Origin of the sequence: Blastomonas sp. CCH9-A1 (genome assembly GCF_001557175.1) — a bacterium.
Lineage (GTDB): Bacteria > Pseudomonadota > Alphaproteobacteria > Sphingomonadales > Sphingomonadaceae > Blastomonas > Blastomonas delafieldii_A.
In genome coordinates this window covers 21,996-35,472 of record NZ_LSHM01000031.1, presented here as the reverse complement: position 1 = coordinate 35,472, position 13,477 = coordinate 21,996, and the positions used below count along the sequence as shown (strand labels likewise).

Sequence of the window (13,477 nt, the reverse complement as noted above, 5' to 3'; positions counted from 1 at the left end):
GTTTGTCCTGCGACCCTCAACCGGCTGGCCAGCCCAGGGGTCAGGCGTAAACCCCCAGCCCGAAACGCTGCCGGAGCGCCCAGCGACCGACCATGAGCACGGACACGACCGCCAACCCGGCGGCCAGCCCGATCCACACACCGACACCGTCCCAGCCCAGCCGGAACGCGAAGAACCACGCGGTGCCCATGCCGACCACCCAGTAACCGAACGCGGCAAACAGCATCGGCCAGCGCGTGTCCTGCAGCCCGCGCAGCACCCCTGCCCCGACCGCCTGAACGGCATCGACCAGCTGGAAGATCGCGGCGACCAGCAGGAAGCTCAGCGCCAGCGCAAGAGCGGGTGCGGCGCTGGCATCACCGGGATCGATGAATAGCCCCACCAGCGCGCCCGGAATCAGTGCCATGATCGCCGACATGCCGCATGCCGCCAGCACACCGAGCCCCAGCGCCGCCCAGCCCGCGCGCGCCGCAGCCTGGGCGTCGCGCGCACCATGGTGCAGGCCTACACGCACCGTCGCGGCCTGCGACAGGCTGAACGGAACCATGAAGGCGAAAGAGGCGATCTGGATCGCCACGGCATGCGCGGCGAGCGAATCGCGGCTGATCAGCCCCATGAGGAAGGCAGCCGAGCTGAAGATCGCGACCTCGAAGGCAAAGGTCACCGCGATCGGCAAGCCCAGCTTGAACATCGCGCGATAGCGCCCCCAATCGGCCACCCAGAAGCGTCCGAACAACCGGTAACGGCGAAAGGCGCGCACGCGTGTCACGACCAGAGCCATCACCGCAAACAGGGTGCAATTGGCGATCAGATTGGCGATTGCCGCGCCCTTCAGCCCGAGTTCGGGAAAGCCGAGATTGCCGAAGACCAGCGCCCAGCACGCGACCAGATTCATCGCCACGCCGCACAGGGTCACGAACACGCCCCAGATCGGCCGCTCGAGCGCCGAGACATACATGCGCAGCACGAATTGCAGCAGCCAGGGGAGCAGGCCCCACATGGCAATGCGCATGAATTGCCCGGCGTCACGCGCAAGGTCCGGCTGCTGCCCCATCAGCAGGAACAGCGCTTCGGCATTCCACAGCAGCGCCCAGATCGGCAGGCAGACCGTCAGCGCGACCCACATGCCCTGGCGCACCGTGCGGCGGATATCGCGCACCGAATGCTTGCGCCGTCCGCGCTCGGCCGCGATCATCGGCGAAGCGGCGGTCATCAGCCCCATGCCGAAGGTGCCGCAGGCGAAATACAGGTTCACCGCCAGCGCCGCCGCCGCCAGCGCCTGCACGTCATAACGCCCAAGGATGATGACCTCGGTCGTATGGATCGCCATCTGCGCCAGATTGCCAAGCACCAGCGGCCCCGCGAGCAGCAGCAGCGCGCGGATTTCGGTGGAGAGGCCATCCGTTCGCGGCTTGGCTGATGGCATATAAGATGGATCGACGGTCGGCACCGCGATAGCTTTCCCGTCCTGTCCGGAATTCAAATTCTGGCCGATTAACGCTGGCTCTGGCGCTGCCAGTAATAGCCGCCAACCAGCGCGGCAATGGTAATCACATTGCCGACGATAGCGATGGCGAGAAACAGGTCCTGCATCATGGTACGAATTTCTCACATTTTCTGAGCACTTGCAACTGTCGCGCAGCCAGTGCCCGGCCCTCTGCCTCGGTGAGATAGGGCGTCGGCCTCTCGTCTGCCAGAAATACATAGGCCTGCTGGCAGACCATCGCCTGTCTGCTGGCAGCATTCCCCTCGCCCGATCCGAGATAGCCGAAAATCGCCGCTCCGATCACGCCCAGCAAGGTTGTCACCGCCCCGAACAAAGCGATCGGGTTCCACGAATTTCCAGAATGCGAACTGCGCTCGAGACCCCGTTTCAGCTGATCAAGTTGCGCGCGCAGCTCGTGGTTCTGCACCTCAAGTTCTTCCAGCCGTCGTCCCTGCGGGTCTCGGGCCGGGGTGTCGTTCACGACCTAATATCCGCGCGCGATCGCGAATTCGACGGTTTCGATCAGCGCCGCCTTGGCCTTGCTGTTCGGGAAGCCGGCGATCGCATCGATGGCGCGCTGGCCGAAATGGCGGGCGCGGTCGAGCGTCAGGTCGATCGCATTGTGCTGGCGCAGCAGCTGGGTCGCATGCGCCAGATCCTCGTCCGAGGTACGATGGCCGATGATGGCGGCTTCCCAGAACTTGCGCTCTTCCGGCGAACCGTGCGCATAGGCGAGGATGACAGGCAGCGTCACCTTGCCGTCGCGAAAGTCGTCGCCCACGCCCTTGCCCATCGTCGCCGCGTCCGAGACATAGTCGATCGCGTCATCGACCAGCTGGAAGGCGATGCCCAAGTTGCGGCCATAGGCATCGAGCGCCAGTTCGACCTGCTCGTCACGCTCTGCGACCACCGCCGCGATGCGACAGGCGGCGGCGAACAGCGCGGCGGTCTTGGCCCCGATGATCGCAAGATAGCGCTCTTCGCTGGTCTCGATCTGGCGCTGCGCGGTCAACTGATCGACCTCGCCCTCGGCGATGATCGCCGATGCGCCCGACAGGATCTTGAGGACCTTGAGCGAGCCGTCCTCGACCATCAATTCGAACGAGCGGCTGAACAGGAAATCGCCGACCAGCACGGTGGCGGGATTGCCGAACACCAGGTTGGCGGTCTTCTTGCCGCGGCGCAGGTCCGATCCATCGACGACATCGTCGTGCAGCAGCGTTGCAGTGTGAATGAACTCGACCGCTGCCGCCAGCTTGTGATGGCGGGTGCCGGGATAATCGAGCAACTGCGCGCAGGCGAGCGTCAGCATCGGCCGCATCCGCTTGCCACCGCCGGCAATCAGATGCCCGGCAAGCTCGGGAATCAGGGGAATTTGCGATTGCATCCGGTCCAGGATGACGCTGTTTACCGAATTGAGATCCTGCGCCACGAGCGCCATGATCGGATCGAGGCTGGGAGCGGTGGTGGACACGCCCGCGGGGCGGCCAATCGGATGAACAGTCGCGGTCATGGGTTGCGATGTGGCAATCCGCATGGCTTAAGGCAAGCGCAAAGCGCAACCGCTACCAAGGCATCGCGCGATTCTCGCGAGGGTATCAACATTATGGCGCAAGACCCGGTACTGGCCGCATTCAGGCAGAGCATCGACAATATCGACGCGGCACTGATCTTCATGCTGGCCGAGCGCTTCAAGATCACCAAGGCTGTCGGAGAATACAAGGCGAAGACCGATCTGCCCCCTGCCGATCCGCGCCGCGAGGAAGAGCAGATCGCGCGGATGAAGCGGCTTGCGGTCGATGCCGATCTGGACCCTGATTTTTCGGAAAAGTTTCTGCGTTTCGTGATCGACGAGGTCATCCGCCACCACGAAAAGCTGCGCGATCAGGCCTGACGGTTCAGCGAATCGCCTCGCGGTCCTTGGGCGTCATCAGCACGCAGCCCCAGCCTTCGCGATATTCCGCGCTTTCTGCGGCCATCAGCGGCACCGTGGCATCGATCCGCTTGGCGTCCGCTGCTTCGCTCAGGCTCACAACCTCCATGCCCGGCTCCAGATCCTTCTCGCAATCGCCGAGCTCCCGCCCGCCGATATAGCGGCACGAACAGACGACGCGCGCCGAATAGGCAGCGCCCGTCTGGCTATACGCTTTGAGGGCGGGCCAGTACCAGGCCAGCGCCGCGAGCGCGATCGCCAGCAGCGCCAGCGCCACCCATTTCAGCCTGCGATGCCTGCCCGGCATCGCGCCCATTTTCCCAGTTGCCATCGGTCCCCGCCTGATTGATGGAGGCGGGCATGAAGCACCGCATCCTCCTCGCCCTTGCCGCAACCGGCCTTCTCGGCGCAACCGCTTTCGGACTTTATGGCATCGAAGGCCGGGCTGCGGACAGCGGCGAGACGATGATTGCCGACGTGCCCGGCGTGCCCACCGCTGCGCTGAATGCCGAGATCGACAAGCTGTTCAGCGAGGACGAATTTGCCGAGACCCGCGCGCTCGTCATCATGCGCGGCGGCGAGATCGTGGCGGAACGCTATGCGCCGGGTTACGATCGCGGCACCCGCTTCATCAGCTGGTCGATGGCCAAGAGCGTCACCGCGGTGCTGGTCGGGCTGATGGTCGCGGACGGACGGCTGGCGCTCGATGCCCCTGCCCCGGTGCCCGACTGGCAGCGCCCCGGCGACCCGCGCGGCGCGATCACGCTCAGGCACCTGCTCCACATGTCCTCGGGCCTGCAGCATACCGAAGCGGGCGACCCGCCCTATGAATCGGACGAGGTGCGGATGCTGTTCCTCGACGGCCGCGACAACATGGTCCGCTATGCCGAGGGCCAGCCGCTCGAGGCGGAGCCAGGATCGAAATTCGAATATTCGACGAACACCAGCGTCATCCTGTCCGACATCATCACCCGCCAGCTGACCGACAGCAAGGACCCCGACGTGCGCCGCCGCGCGATGCTGGAATATATGCGCGGGCGACTGATCGAACCGCTGGGGATGACCTCGATGGTGCCCGAATTCGACGCCTCGGGCACGCTGATCGGCGGATCGATCATCCAGGCCAATGCGCGCGACTGGGCCAAGTTCGGCGAGTTCCTGCGCAACAAGGGCTCGATTGCGGGCAACCAGTTCCTCACCCGCGGCTGGGTCGATTTCATGCTCACCAGCTCACCGAACGACCCGGCTTATGGCGGGCATATCTGGCTTAACAAGCCGCGTGCGGCCGGCCTTAAAAAGGTTCTCTATCCCGATCTGCTGCCGGGCGACGTGTTTGCGGCGCAGGGGCATCTCGGCCAGTTCGTCATCGTCAGCCCGAGCCAGAAGCTCACGCTGGTCCGGCTCGGCAAGACCCAGGACGATGTGCTCGATCCGGTCAAGGAGCAGCTCGGGCGCATTCTGGCGCTTTTCCCAAGGGACTAGGCCGGGACCGAAGCTTCTGTCAGTCTAGTCCACGCCGATTCTCAGGGGGACTGCCAATGACCTTGCTTCGAATTTCCGCTGCCTTGCCGCTGCTGTTCGCCGCGCCTGCACTGGCACAGGACGGCGCGGGCTATGCAGCCGCGCAAACGGCCGAGGCCGCGCCGTTCGTGCCGGCGGATTTCCCGGTTCCGACGCTGATCGAAGGGCCGGGCTTCAAGCTCGTCCCGCTGGGCCCAGATCTCGTGAAAATCGATTTTGACGCGTACATGTCGTCGATCGAGCATCTGCAGAAGACCTTCACCCGATCGACTGCCTGGCCGCATCCCGGGATCAGCGATGCCGATGCGATGAAGGACATGCTCACCGAACAGGGCCGGTTCCAGCGCCGTGAATCCTTCGCCTATGCGGTGCTCACGCCCGACGGCAAGCGCGAGCGCGGCTGCGTCTATGTTTATCCCAGCCCCGTTCCCGGCTATGACGCAATGGTCACTTTATGGGTGACCAAGGCCGAATATGACGCCGGGTTCGATGCGAAGCTTTATGCCTGGGTGCAGCAATGGATCGCAAAGGACTGGCCGCTGCGCAGCATCGCCTATCCGGGGCGAGCGATCGAATGGGGGACGTGGGACGCGCTGGAGGCGGCGAGCAAGGCGAAAGAAGGATGAAGCCCTCTCCCCTCCCGCAAGCGGGAGGGGAGACATACAAGCTTACCGCAGCCGGAACGTGCCCGTCACCACGGTGAAACACTTGCCCGCCAGCACCGCGCGGTCGCCGTCGAGTGTGCAGTGGAGAAGACCGCCCCGCTGGCTCGCCTGAAAGGCGGTGAAGCTGCTGCGCCCAAGCCGCGCCGCCCAGAACGGGGTGAGCACCGCATGCGACGATCCGGTCACGCTGTCCTCGTCGATGCCGACGCCGGGCACGAACACGCGGCTCAGCACATCGGTATCCTTGCCGGGCGCGGTGCAGATGAACTGATGGTTGCCCAGCGCGGCCAGCGCCTTGAAATCGGGCTCGAGCGCAAGAACGTCGTCGGCGTGATCGAACAGCAGCACATTGTAGCGCCCGACATGCACATGACATTCGCTCGGCAATCCGCCGAGCAGCGCGGTCCAGTCGGGCAAGACCGCCGGTTCGGGCGGCAGCGCGGGCAGCGACAGCGAGAGCCTATCGCCATCGCGGCTGACGCTGAGCACCCCTGCCTTGCGCGTCAGAAAGCGCACGGTATCGCCCGAAAAGCCCTGTTCGAAGACATAATGGCCCGAGGCGAGCGTCGCATGGCCGCACATCGCGACCTCGGCCACAGGGGTGAACCAACGGAGTTCGTAATCCGCCTCGGCGCTGTCGATCGGAACGATGAACGCGGTCTCGGCGAAATTGTTTTCCTCGCCGATCGACTGCAGCACAGCATCGTCTGGCCAGGCGGCCAGCGGCATGACCGCCGCCTGGTTGCCGGTGAAAGGACGGTCGGCAAAGGCGTCGATATGGCAATAGGGAACGGTGTCGGGCAGATCAGTCATGGCAAACATCCTTACGGGTAGAGCAGGCCTTCGTCCCAGCCGCTCTCGGTGCGGGTGAACACGCGGCGGTGGTGCAGCCGGTGGTCGCGATCCTCCCAGAACTCGATCCGCTGCGGCGTCACCCGGAAGCCAGACCAATGCGGCGGCCGAGGCACGGGCTTGTCGGCGAACAGCTTCTCCACTTCGGCAAAGCGCTGCTCGAAGATGCTCCGCTCGGGCAGCGGCCGCGACTGGTCCGACGCCCAGGCCCCCAGCTGCGAATCGCGCGAGCGGGTGGCGAAATAGGCATCGGCGGTGGCGTCGTCGACCGGCGTCACCGGCCCCTCGATGCGGATCTGGCGGCGCAGCGACTTCCAGTGGAACAGCAGGGCGGCATGCGGATTGGCAAGCAGTTCGCCGCCCTTGCGGCCTTCGTAATTGGTGTAGAAGATGAACCCATCCGGCCCATGGCCTTTCAGCAGCACCATGCGCACCGAAGGCCGCCCCTCGGCACCGGCGGTGGCGAGCGCCATCGCATTGCTGTCGTTGATCTCGGTCTCGCGCGCCTTGATGTACCAGTCATCAAACAGCGCAAAGGGGTCGTCGGCCATGTCCATCCTGTCTTGTCGGTCACGGGCTCGCTTGACTGCCTTAGCCATATAAGACAGTGGTGAGTCCGTCGGCGCGGTTTATGGCGCATGGGCCGCGCGTTGAACAGGATTTTGCTGAAGGGAGCGCGCGCCGATGTGGGAGCAGATTTTCGGGATCGCCAATCTTGTCGCCATGGTCGCCTGGGCGGTGCTGATCCTCGCTCCGCGCCGCGATATCGTCATGCACTCGCTGTTCTTCGGCCCTATATTCCTGCTCGCGCTGGGCTATGCGACCGGCCTCACCCTCGTGCTCACCGGCATCGTGCCGACCGATGGCGGTGCGGATTTCTCGACGATCGAGGGCGTGCGCAGCATCTTTGCCAGCGATGCCGGAGTTACCATAGGCTGGGTGCATTACCTCACCTTCGACCTGTTCGTCGGCCTGTGGATCGCGCGCAACGCCGATGCGCATGGGCTCAGCACGCTGAAAGGGCGGCTGATCCAGGCGCCGATCCTGTTCTTCACCTTTGCCGCCGGACCGTTCGGCCTCGCGCTTTACATCGTGCTGCGGATGATTTTATGGCGCGGCCCCTCCGACCGCCGCATCCCGGCTTGAAAAATGCCCTGCCCCTACCCCAGATATTGTTGTAAATCGGCAACAATGGATAACCTGACCAACAATGGCGACCACATTCATGGCTGATCCCTATGCAATTCTCGGCGTGTCCAAGGGCGCGAGCGAGAAGGACATCAAGAGCGCGTACCGCAAGCTCGCCAAGGAGCTGCACCCGGATTACAACAAGGACAATCCGGCCGCAGCCGCGCGCTTTTCCGAAGTCACGCGCGCCTATGACCTGCTCTCCGACAAGGACAAGCGCGCCCGCTTCGACCGGGGCGAGATCGATATCGACGGCAACCCGGCCGCGCCTTTCGGCTTTGGCGGCGGGGGCTTTCGCCAGCAGAGCCGGTCGAGCGACAATGCGGGCTTTTCCGGCTTCGGCAATGACGGCATCGATTTTGCCGATATCTTCGACGGCCTGTTCGGCGGCTTCGGCGGCGGAGCGCGCGGCAGCAGCTCGGGTCCCTATGGCGGCGCGCGCCAGAATGCGCCCAAGGGTGCCAATGTCGCCTACAAGATGGCGGTCGACTTCACCGACGCCGCAACCTTGAAGCCGCAGCGGATCACGCTGGCCGATGGCAAGACGATCGACCTCAAGCTGCCCAATGGCGTCGAGACCGGCACCAACATGCGCCTTTCGGGCAAGGGCCAGCCCGGCCCCGGGGGCCCCGGCGACGGCATCGTGACGATCGAGGTGCGCCCGCACCGCTTCTTCCGCCGCGATGGCGACAATGTGCGGCTCGACCTGCCGATCACGCTGAAAGAGGCGGTCGCAGGCGGCGAGGTGCGCGTGCCCACCGTCGATGGCGCCGTGATGATGAAGATCAAGCCGGGCAGCCAGTCGGGCCAGCAGATGCGCCTCAAGGGCAAGGGCTTTCACGGCAAGAACGGCGTGCGCGGAGACCAGATCATCGAACTGCAGATCCGCCTGCCCGAAGGCGGCGATGCTGCGCTAACCCAGTTCGTCGAAGGCTGGAGCGCGAATTACGATCCGCGTGCGGGGCTGACCGGCTGAGTCCGGCACGACTTGATGGCGCTGACCGATCTTCTGCGGCCGGACAAGCGGCAACAATTTCTGGCCACGTCGCGCGCGATCGTCGCTGAAGTTGCGGGCAACGTGATGACCCATGGGGGGGTCGTGGCGGGCAATTTCGCCTATCTCGCGCTGCTGAGCATCTTTCCTTTTTTCATTGTCGCAGCAGCGCTGGGCGGTGTGTTCGGCCGCAGCGAATATGGCGCGGAAGCGGTGCAGGGCTTTTTGGCCGCGGTGCCGCCGAGCGTCGCCTCGGTCCTCGCCGCGCCGATGGAAGCGGCGATGTATGCGCGCACCGGCGCGCTGCTCTGGCTCGCCGTTTTAGTCGGGCTCTGGACCACCGCGAGCCTGATCGAGTCGATCCGCGCCGTCATCCGCCGCGCCTATGGGACGGAGAGCAACAAGCCCTTCTGGAAGCTGCGACTGGGGTCGATGGCGCTGATCATCCTTGCGGTGATCGCGACCATGCTGGCACTGAGCGTCCAGGTGGTGCTCGCGGGCGCGGCAGAAGTCATCGCCAACAGCCTGTATTTCCCCGGAGAACCGCTCGCGCTGGTGGTGCTGAGCCAGCTGTTCACCTTCGCCGTGCTGCTGCTGATGCTGTACCTGGTCTATGGCATGCTCACCCCGCTGCGGTATCGCGAGGCAGGCCATCCGATCTGGCCCGGCCCGATGTTCATCGCGGTCTGGTGGATGCTGTGCCTGGCGATTCTGCCTCGGTTTCTCGGCACCTTTGCCGATTACGACCTGACCTATGGCAGCCTGGCCGGGGTGATGGTCAGCCTCATTTTCTTCTTTCTCATCGGCCTTGCTATGGTAATCGGGGCCGAGTTGAACGCCGCCATCGCGCGGGCGCGCGGCGGCCTGCCGCAGAAAACGGACAAGAACTGAAGGATCACGACATGGACGGACTGATGAAGGGCAAACGCGGCCTCATCATGGGGCTTGCCAACAACAAGTCGCTCGCCTGGGGCATTGCGCAGAAGCTGGCCGAGCACGGCGCCGAGCTGGCGTTCAGCTATCAGGGCGAGGCTTTGGGCAAGCGCGTTATTCCGCTTGCAGCAGAGCTCGGCAGCGACTTCACCTTCGATTGCGACGTGTCGGACATGGATGCGCTCGACCGGGCTTTCGAGACCCTTGCGGCGCGCTGGCCGACGATCGATTTCGTCGTTCATGCCATCGGCTTTTCGGACAAGAACGAACTGCGCGGCCTCTATGTCGACACCAGCCTCGACAACTTCCTGATGACCATGAACATCTCGGCCTATTCGCTTGTCGCCGTTGCGAAAAGGGCGCGTGCGATGATGCCCAATGGCGGCTCGATCGTGACTTTGAGCTATTACGGCGCGGAAAAGGTGATCCCGCATTACAACGTCATGGGCGTCGCCAAGGCGGCGCTGGAGACCAGCGTCAAATATCTCGCCAATGACCTCGGCCGTGAGAATATCCGCGTCAACGCGATCTCGGCGGGCCCGATCAAGACGCTGGCGGCCAGCGGCATCGGCGACTTCCGCTATATCCTGAAATGGAACGAATATAACGCACCGCTGCGCCGCAACGTGACCATCGACGATGTCGGCGGAGCAGGCCTGTACCTATGCTCGGACCTGTCCTCGGGCGTGACCGGCGAGACGCATCATGTCGATTCGGGCTATCATGTCGTGGGCATGAAGCAGGAAGACGCACCGGACATCGCGCTGGATTGATCGGGCCATGGCCGATCGTGCTCTCTGCAAGAAGCTGGGCTGCAAGCCTGGATCGGTTCTCAAAGTCATCGATTGCCCCGCTGCGGTCGCCTCGCGGCTTCCCGACAGCGCGGCGGCGGACGAGCCCACGATCATCCTGGCCTTTGTCCGCGACAGGGCGGCGCTGGCTGCGGCTGCGCCCGGTGCGCTCGCCGCTTATCGGCGCGGCGCGGCCATGTGGTTCGCCTATCCCAAGAAATCGGGATCGATCCGATCCGATCCGATATCACCAGAGACGATGGCTGGGAGAGTCTCGCCGCGCAGGACCTGCTGCCCGTCACCCAGGTGGCGATCGACAATGACTGGTCGGCGCTGCGGTTCCGCTATCGTGACGAGATCGCCAGGCTGACGCGCGCCAGCGACTATCCCGGCAAGGCACCGAGCAACGCCTGACCGTCCGCCGCGCACTGGACAGCGCGCCCGCAATGCCGCAAAGCGCGCGCAATTCCTTTCTGCCTGACGGGACAGCCGCATGAGCTTCAACACCTTTGGCCGCGTTTTCCGCTTCACCACCTGGGGCGAAAGCCATGGACCGGCTCTAGGCGCCGTGGTCGACGGATGCCCGCCGGGACTGGCTCTGAGCGAAAGCGACATCCAGCCCTTTCTCGATGCGCGCCGCCCCGGCACCTCGCGCTTCACGACGCAGCGGCAGGAGCCCGATGCGGTGCGCATCCTCTCGGGCGTGTTCGAGGGGCGCACCACCGGCACGCCGATCAGCCTGATGATCGAGAATGTCGACCAGCGATCCAAGGATTATGGCGATGTCGCCAAGGCCTATCGCCCCGGCCATGCCGATTATGCCTATGATGCCAAATACGGTTTCCGCGACTATCGCGGCGGCGGCCGGTCGAGCGCGCGAGAGACGGCAGCGCGGGTGGCCGCAGGAGCCGTCGCGCGGCTGGTCATCCCCGAGGTGACGCTCACCGCTTATGTCTGCGAACTGGGCGGCGATGCGATCGATCCGGCCCGCTTCGATGCGGCGGAGATCACGCGCAATCCGTTCTTCTGCCCCGACCCAGAGGCGGCCAAGCGCTGGGAGGCCAACGTCGATGCCGCGCGCAAATCGGGCAGTTCGCTGGGCGCGATCGTAGAGTGCGTCGCGACCGGCGTACCCGCCGGCTGGGGCGCGCCGCTTTACGCCAAGCTCGACAGCGAACTCGCAGCCGCAGCCATGTCGATCAACGCGGTTAAGGGTGTCGAGATCGGCGACGGCTTCGCCGCCGCGCGCCTCAGCGGCGAAACCAATGCCGACCCCATGCGCCCCGGTGCGGATGGTAGTCCCGAATTCCTCGCCAACCATGCCGGCGGCGTCGCGGGCGGCATCTCGACCGGCCAGCCTGTGGTGGTGCGCGTCGCATTCAAGCCGACCAGCTCGATCCTCACCCCCGTCGAGACGATCACCCGTGAGGGGGAGGCAAGCGAGATCGTGACCAAGGGTCGGCACGACCCGTGCGTCGGCATTCGCGGCACCCCGGTGGTCGAAGCGATGGTGGCGCTGGTGCTGGCCGACCAGAAGCTGCTCCACCGCGCGCAATGCGGCTGAACGCGCTTTTTCCTTATTGCTGAACCACCTGTGCCGTAGCGGCAGTTGACGTGTCCGTCACATTTTGTCGCAGGGTGATTGCCTCGCGTCGGCAAATGGCTAGCATGGCTTTCATAAGCGACCGCTGACCCGCGAGGGCAAGAGTGCGGCGCGACAGGAGAGTGCATGACCGTCACCCGCAACCCGGCAGCCGATGCCGGTGTGCCGCCGACCATGGCCGCAGACACGCCGCCTGCCCCTTCGTCGCTCCAGGGGGCCTCCAGTCCGCGCGTGATGCTGTGGACGTTGATGATCATCTATATCTTCAACTTTCTCGACCGGCAGATCGTCTCGATCCTGGCCGAGCCGATCAAGCGCGATTTTCAGCTTTCCGATACCCAGCTCGGGCTGATGACCGGCCTGGCCTTTGCGCTGTTCTACACGCTGCTGGGCATCCCGATCGCGCGCTATGCCGATCGCAGCACCACCAACCGTGTCTCGCTGATCGCCTGGTCGGTGGCGATCTGGTCGGCGATGACCATGGCGTGCGGCGCGGCGCGGACCTTTCCGCAGCTGCTGCTCGCGCGTGTCGGCGTGGGCGTCGGCGAAGCGGGCTGCACCCCGGCGGCGCATTCGCTGATCACCGACAGCGTGCCTGCCGACAAGCGCTCTTCGGCCATCGCCTTTTATGGCCTGGGCATCCCGATCGGATCGCTGCTCGGCATGGTCATCGGTGGCGGCCTCGCTGATGCCTATGGCTGGCGCACTGCCTTTTATGTGGTCGGCATGCCCGGCGTGCTGCTCGCGCTGCTGGTGCCGTTCCTGATGAAGGAGCCGCGCCGCGCCGGAATGCTCAAGGGGGCGGCAATGCCCGCCGCCAAGGTTCAGGTGCCAGTGCGCGAGGCGCTGAAGGAATTGGTGACCTCGCGCTGCTTCGTCTTCCTGTGCATCGCCGGCGGGCTGATCGCCTTCCTGTCCTATGGCAAGGGCGTATGGGTTGCGGTGCTGTTCATCCGCAATTTCGGCCTGACCCCGGGCGAGACGGGGCTGTATCTCGGCGTGACTCTGGGCATTTCGAGCATGATCGGCACATGGGGAGGCGGCAAGCTGGCCGATCATTTCGGCAAGCGTGACCGCAAGCATCTGCTCACCGGTCCGGCGCTTGCCATTGCGCTCGCAGCCCCCATCCTGTTCCTCGCCTATTCGGCGACCGACTGGAAGGTCGCACTGGCGCTGCTGGTGCTGCCGACCGCGATGAACATCATGTATTATGGGCCCGTCTATGCCTGTGTGCAGGGCCTGGTGCGACCGGAGGTGCGCGCGGTCGCGGCGTCGGTGATGCTGTTTTCGCAAAACCTGATCGGCCTGGGATTGGGCCCGCTGTTCTTCGGCATGATGTCCGATGCCTTCCAGCCCTATGCCGGGGAGGACAGCGTTCGCTGGGTGCTTTACGGCGCAGCCTGGCTGGGCCTCATCCCCGCCTTCCTGTTCTGGCGCGCGAGTTTGCGGCTGACAGCGGAACTCAAGAGCGGCTAGAGCATAGTCCCACTTCAAGCGACACGGGGGGCTGA

16 protein-coding genes are annotated in these 13,477 nt (G+C 64.7%); 10 read left to right on the top strand and 6 right to left on the bottom strand.

Annotated elements, in window-relative coordinates; all coding sequences use genetic code 11:
- Positions 1–40 precede the first annotated feature (40 nt).
- The 3 genes from AX725_RS09385 to AX725_RS09375 all read right to left on the bottom strand — a co-directional run bounded on the left by AX725_RS09385 (position 41) and on the right by AX725_RS09375 (position 2,999).
- The gene (locus tag AX725_RS09385) at positions 41–1,426 is read right to left on the bottom strand and encodes an MATE family efflux transporter (protein ID WP_060977082.1); all 1,386 of its coding nucleotides are present in this window, start codon (positions 1,424–1,426) and stop codon (positions 41–43) included.
- Positions 1,427–1,592: 166 nt separating this feature from the next.
- Entirely contained in the window at positions 1,593–1,967 is a 375-nt protein-coding gene (locus tag AX725_RS09380; RefSeq protein ID WP_060977073.1) for a hypothetical protein, read from the bottom strand.
- Between the two features lie 3 nt (positions 1,968–1,970).
- Positions 1,971–2,999 (bottom strand): polyprenyl synthetase family protein, encoded by a 1,029-nt coding sequence (locus tag AX725_RS09375; RefSeq protein ID WP_060977081.1) that lies wholly within the window; start codon positions 2,997–2,999, stop codon positions 1,971–1,973.
- Positions 3,000–3,092: 93 nt separating this feature from the next.
- Here AX725_RS09375 and AX725_RS09370 point away from each other — a divergent pair, with 93 nt between their 5' ends.
- On the top strand, positions 3,093–3,380 hold the full coding sequence (locus AX725_RS09370) for a chorismate mutase (RefSeq protein ID WP_060977072.1): 288 nt from the start codon (positions 3,093–3,095) through the stop codon (positions 3,378–3,380).
- A gap of 4 nt (positions 3,381–3,384) precedes the next feature.
- Here the strand turns inward: AX725_RS09370 and AX725_RS09365 are convergent, their stop codons facing one another.
- Positions 3,385–3,750, bottom strand: coding sequence for a hypothetical protein (locus tag AX725_RS09365; protein WP_208597791.1), 366 nt, complete (start codon positions 3,748–3,750; stop codon positions 3,385–3,387).
- 29 nt (positions 3,751–3,779) lie between these two features.
- On the opposite strand from AX725_RS09365, the gene AX725_RS09360 reads away from it, so the two are divergent.
- Positions 3,780–4,901 (top strand): serine hydrolase domain-containing protein, encoded by a 1,122-nt coding sequence (locus AX725_RS09360; RefSeq protein ID WP_060977080.1) that lies wholly within the window; start codon positions 3,780–3,782, stop codon positions 4,899–4,901.
- Between the two features lie 56 nt (positions 4,902–4,957).
- The gene (locus AX725_RS09355) at positions 4,958–5,566 is read left to right on the top strand and encodes a hypothetical protein (RefSeq protein WP_060977070.1); all 609 of its coding nucleotides are present in this window, start codon (positions 4,958–4,960) and stop codon (positions 5,564–5,566) included.
- A 42-nt stretch (positions 5,567–5,608) separates the two neighbouring features.
- On the opposite strand, the gene AX725_RS09350 is transcribed toward AX725_RS09355, so the two are convergent.
- Positions 5,609–6,418 carry a PhzF family phenazine biosynthesis protein gene (locus tag AX725_RS09350; protein ID WP_060977079.1) on the bottom strand — a complete coding sequence of 270 codons (810 nt, stop codon included), beginning with the start codon at positions 6,416–6,418 and terminating at the stop codon, positions 5,609–5,611.
- A gap of 11 nt (positions 6,419–6,429) precedes the next feature.
- Positions 6,430–7,056 (bottom strand): pyridoxamine 5'-phosphate oxidase, encoded by a 627-nt coding sequence (gene pdxH, locus AX725_RS09345; protein WP_081097020.1) that lies wholly within the window; start codon positions 7,054–7,056, stop codon positions 6,430–6,432.
- Positions 7,057–7,141: 85 nt separating this feature from the next.
- On the opposite strand from pdxH, the gene AX725_RS09340 reads away from it, so the two are divergent.
- The 7 genes from AX725_RS09340 to AX725_RS09310 all read left to right on the top strand — a co-directional run bounded on the left by AX725_RS09340 (position 7,142) and on the right by AX725_RS09310 (position 13,442).
- Entirely contained in the window at positions 7,142–7,603 is a 462-nt protein-coding gene (locus AX725_RS09340; protein WP_060977068.1) for an ABA4-like family protein, read from the top strand.
- A 79-nt stretch (positions 7,604–7,682) separates the two neighbouring features.
- On the top strand, positions 7,683–8,621 hold the full coding sequence (locus tag AX725_RS09335) for a DnaJ C-terminal domain-containing protein (RefSeq protein ID WP_060977078.1): 939 nt from the start codon (positions 7,683–7,685) through the stop codon (positions 8,619–8,621).
- A gap of 15 nt (positions 8,622–8,636) precedes the next feature.
- The gene (locus AX725_RS09330) at positions 8,637–9,530 is read left to right on the top strand and encodes a YihY/virulence factor BrkB family protein (RefSeq protein ID WP_060977077.1); all 894 of its coding nucleotides are present in this window, start codon (positions 8,637–8,639) and stop codon (positions 9,528–9,530) included.
- An 11-nt stretch (positions 9,531–9,541) separates the two neighbouring features.
- Positions 9,542–10,345, top strand: a complete 804-nt coding sequence (gene fabI / locus AX725_RS09325) for an enoyl-ACP reductase FabI (RefSeq protein WP_060977067.1) — start codon at positions 9,542–9,544, stop codon at positions 10,343–10,345.
- A gap of 216 nt (positions 10,346–10,561) precedes the next feature.
- Positions 10,562–10,777, top strand: coding sequence for a hypothetical protein (locus tag AX725_RS09320; protein ID WP_060977066.1), 216 nt, complete (start codon positions 10,562–10,564; stop codon positions 10,775–10,777).
- A gap of 79 nt (positions 10,778–10,856) precedes the next feature.
- Entirely contained in the window at positions 10,857–11,927 is a 1,071-nt protein-coding gene (aroC, locus tag AX725_RS09315; protein WP_060977065.1) for a chorismate synthase, read from the top strand.
- Positions 11,928–12,092: 165 nt separating this feature from the next.
- On the top strand, positions 12,093–13,442 hold the full coding sequence (locus AX725_RS09310) for a spinster family MFS transporter (RefSeq protein WP_081097069.1): 1,350 nt from the start codon (positions 12,093–12,095) through the stop codon (positions 13,440–13,442).
- Positions 13,443–13,477 lie beyond the last annotated feature (35 nt).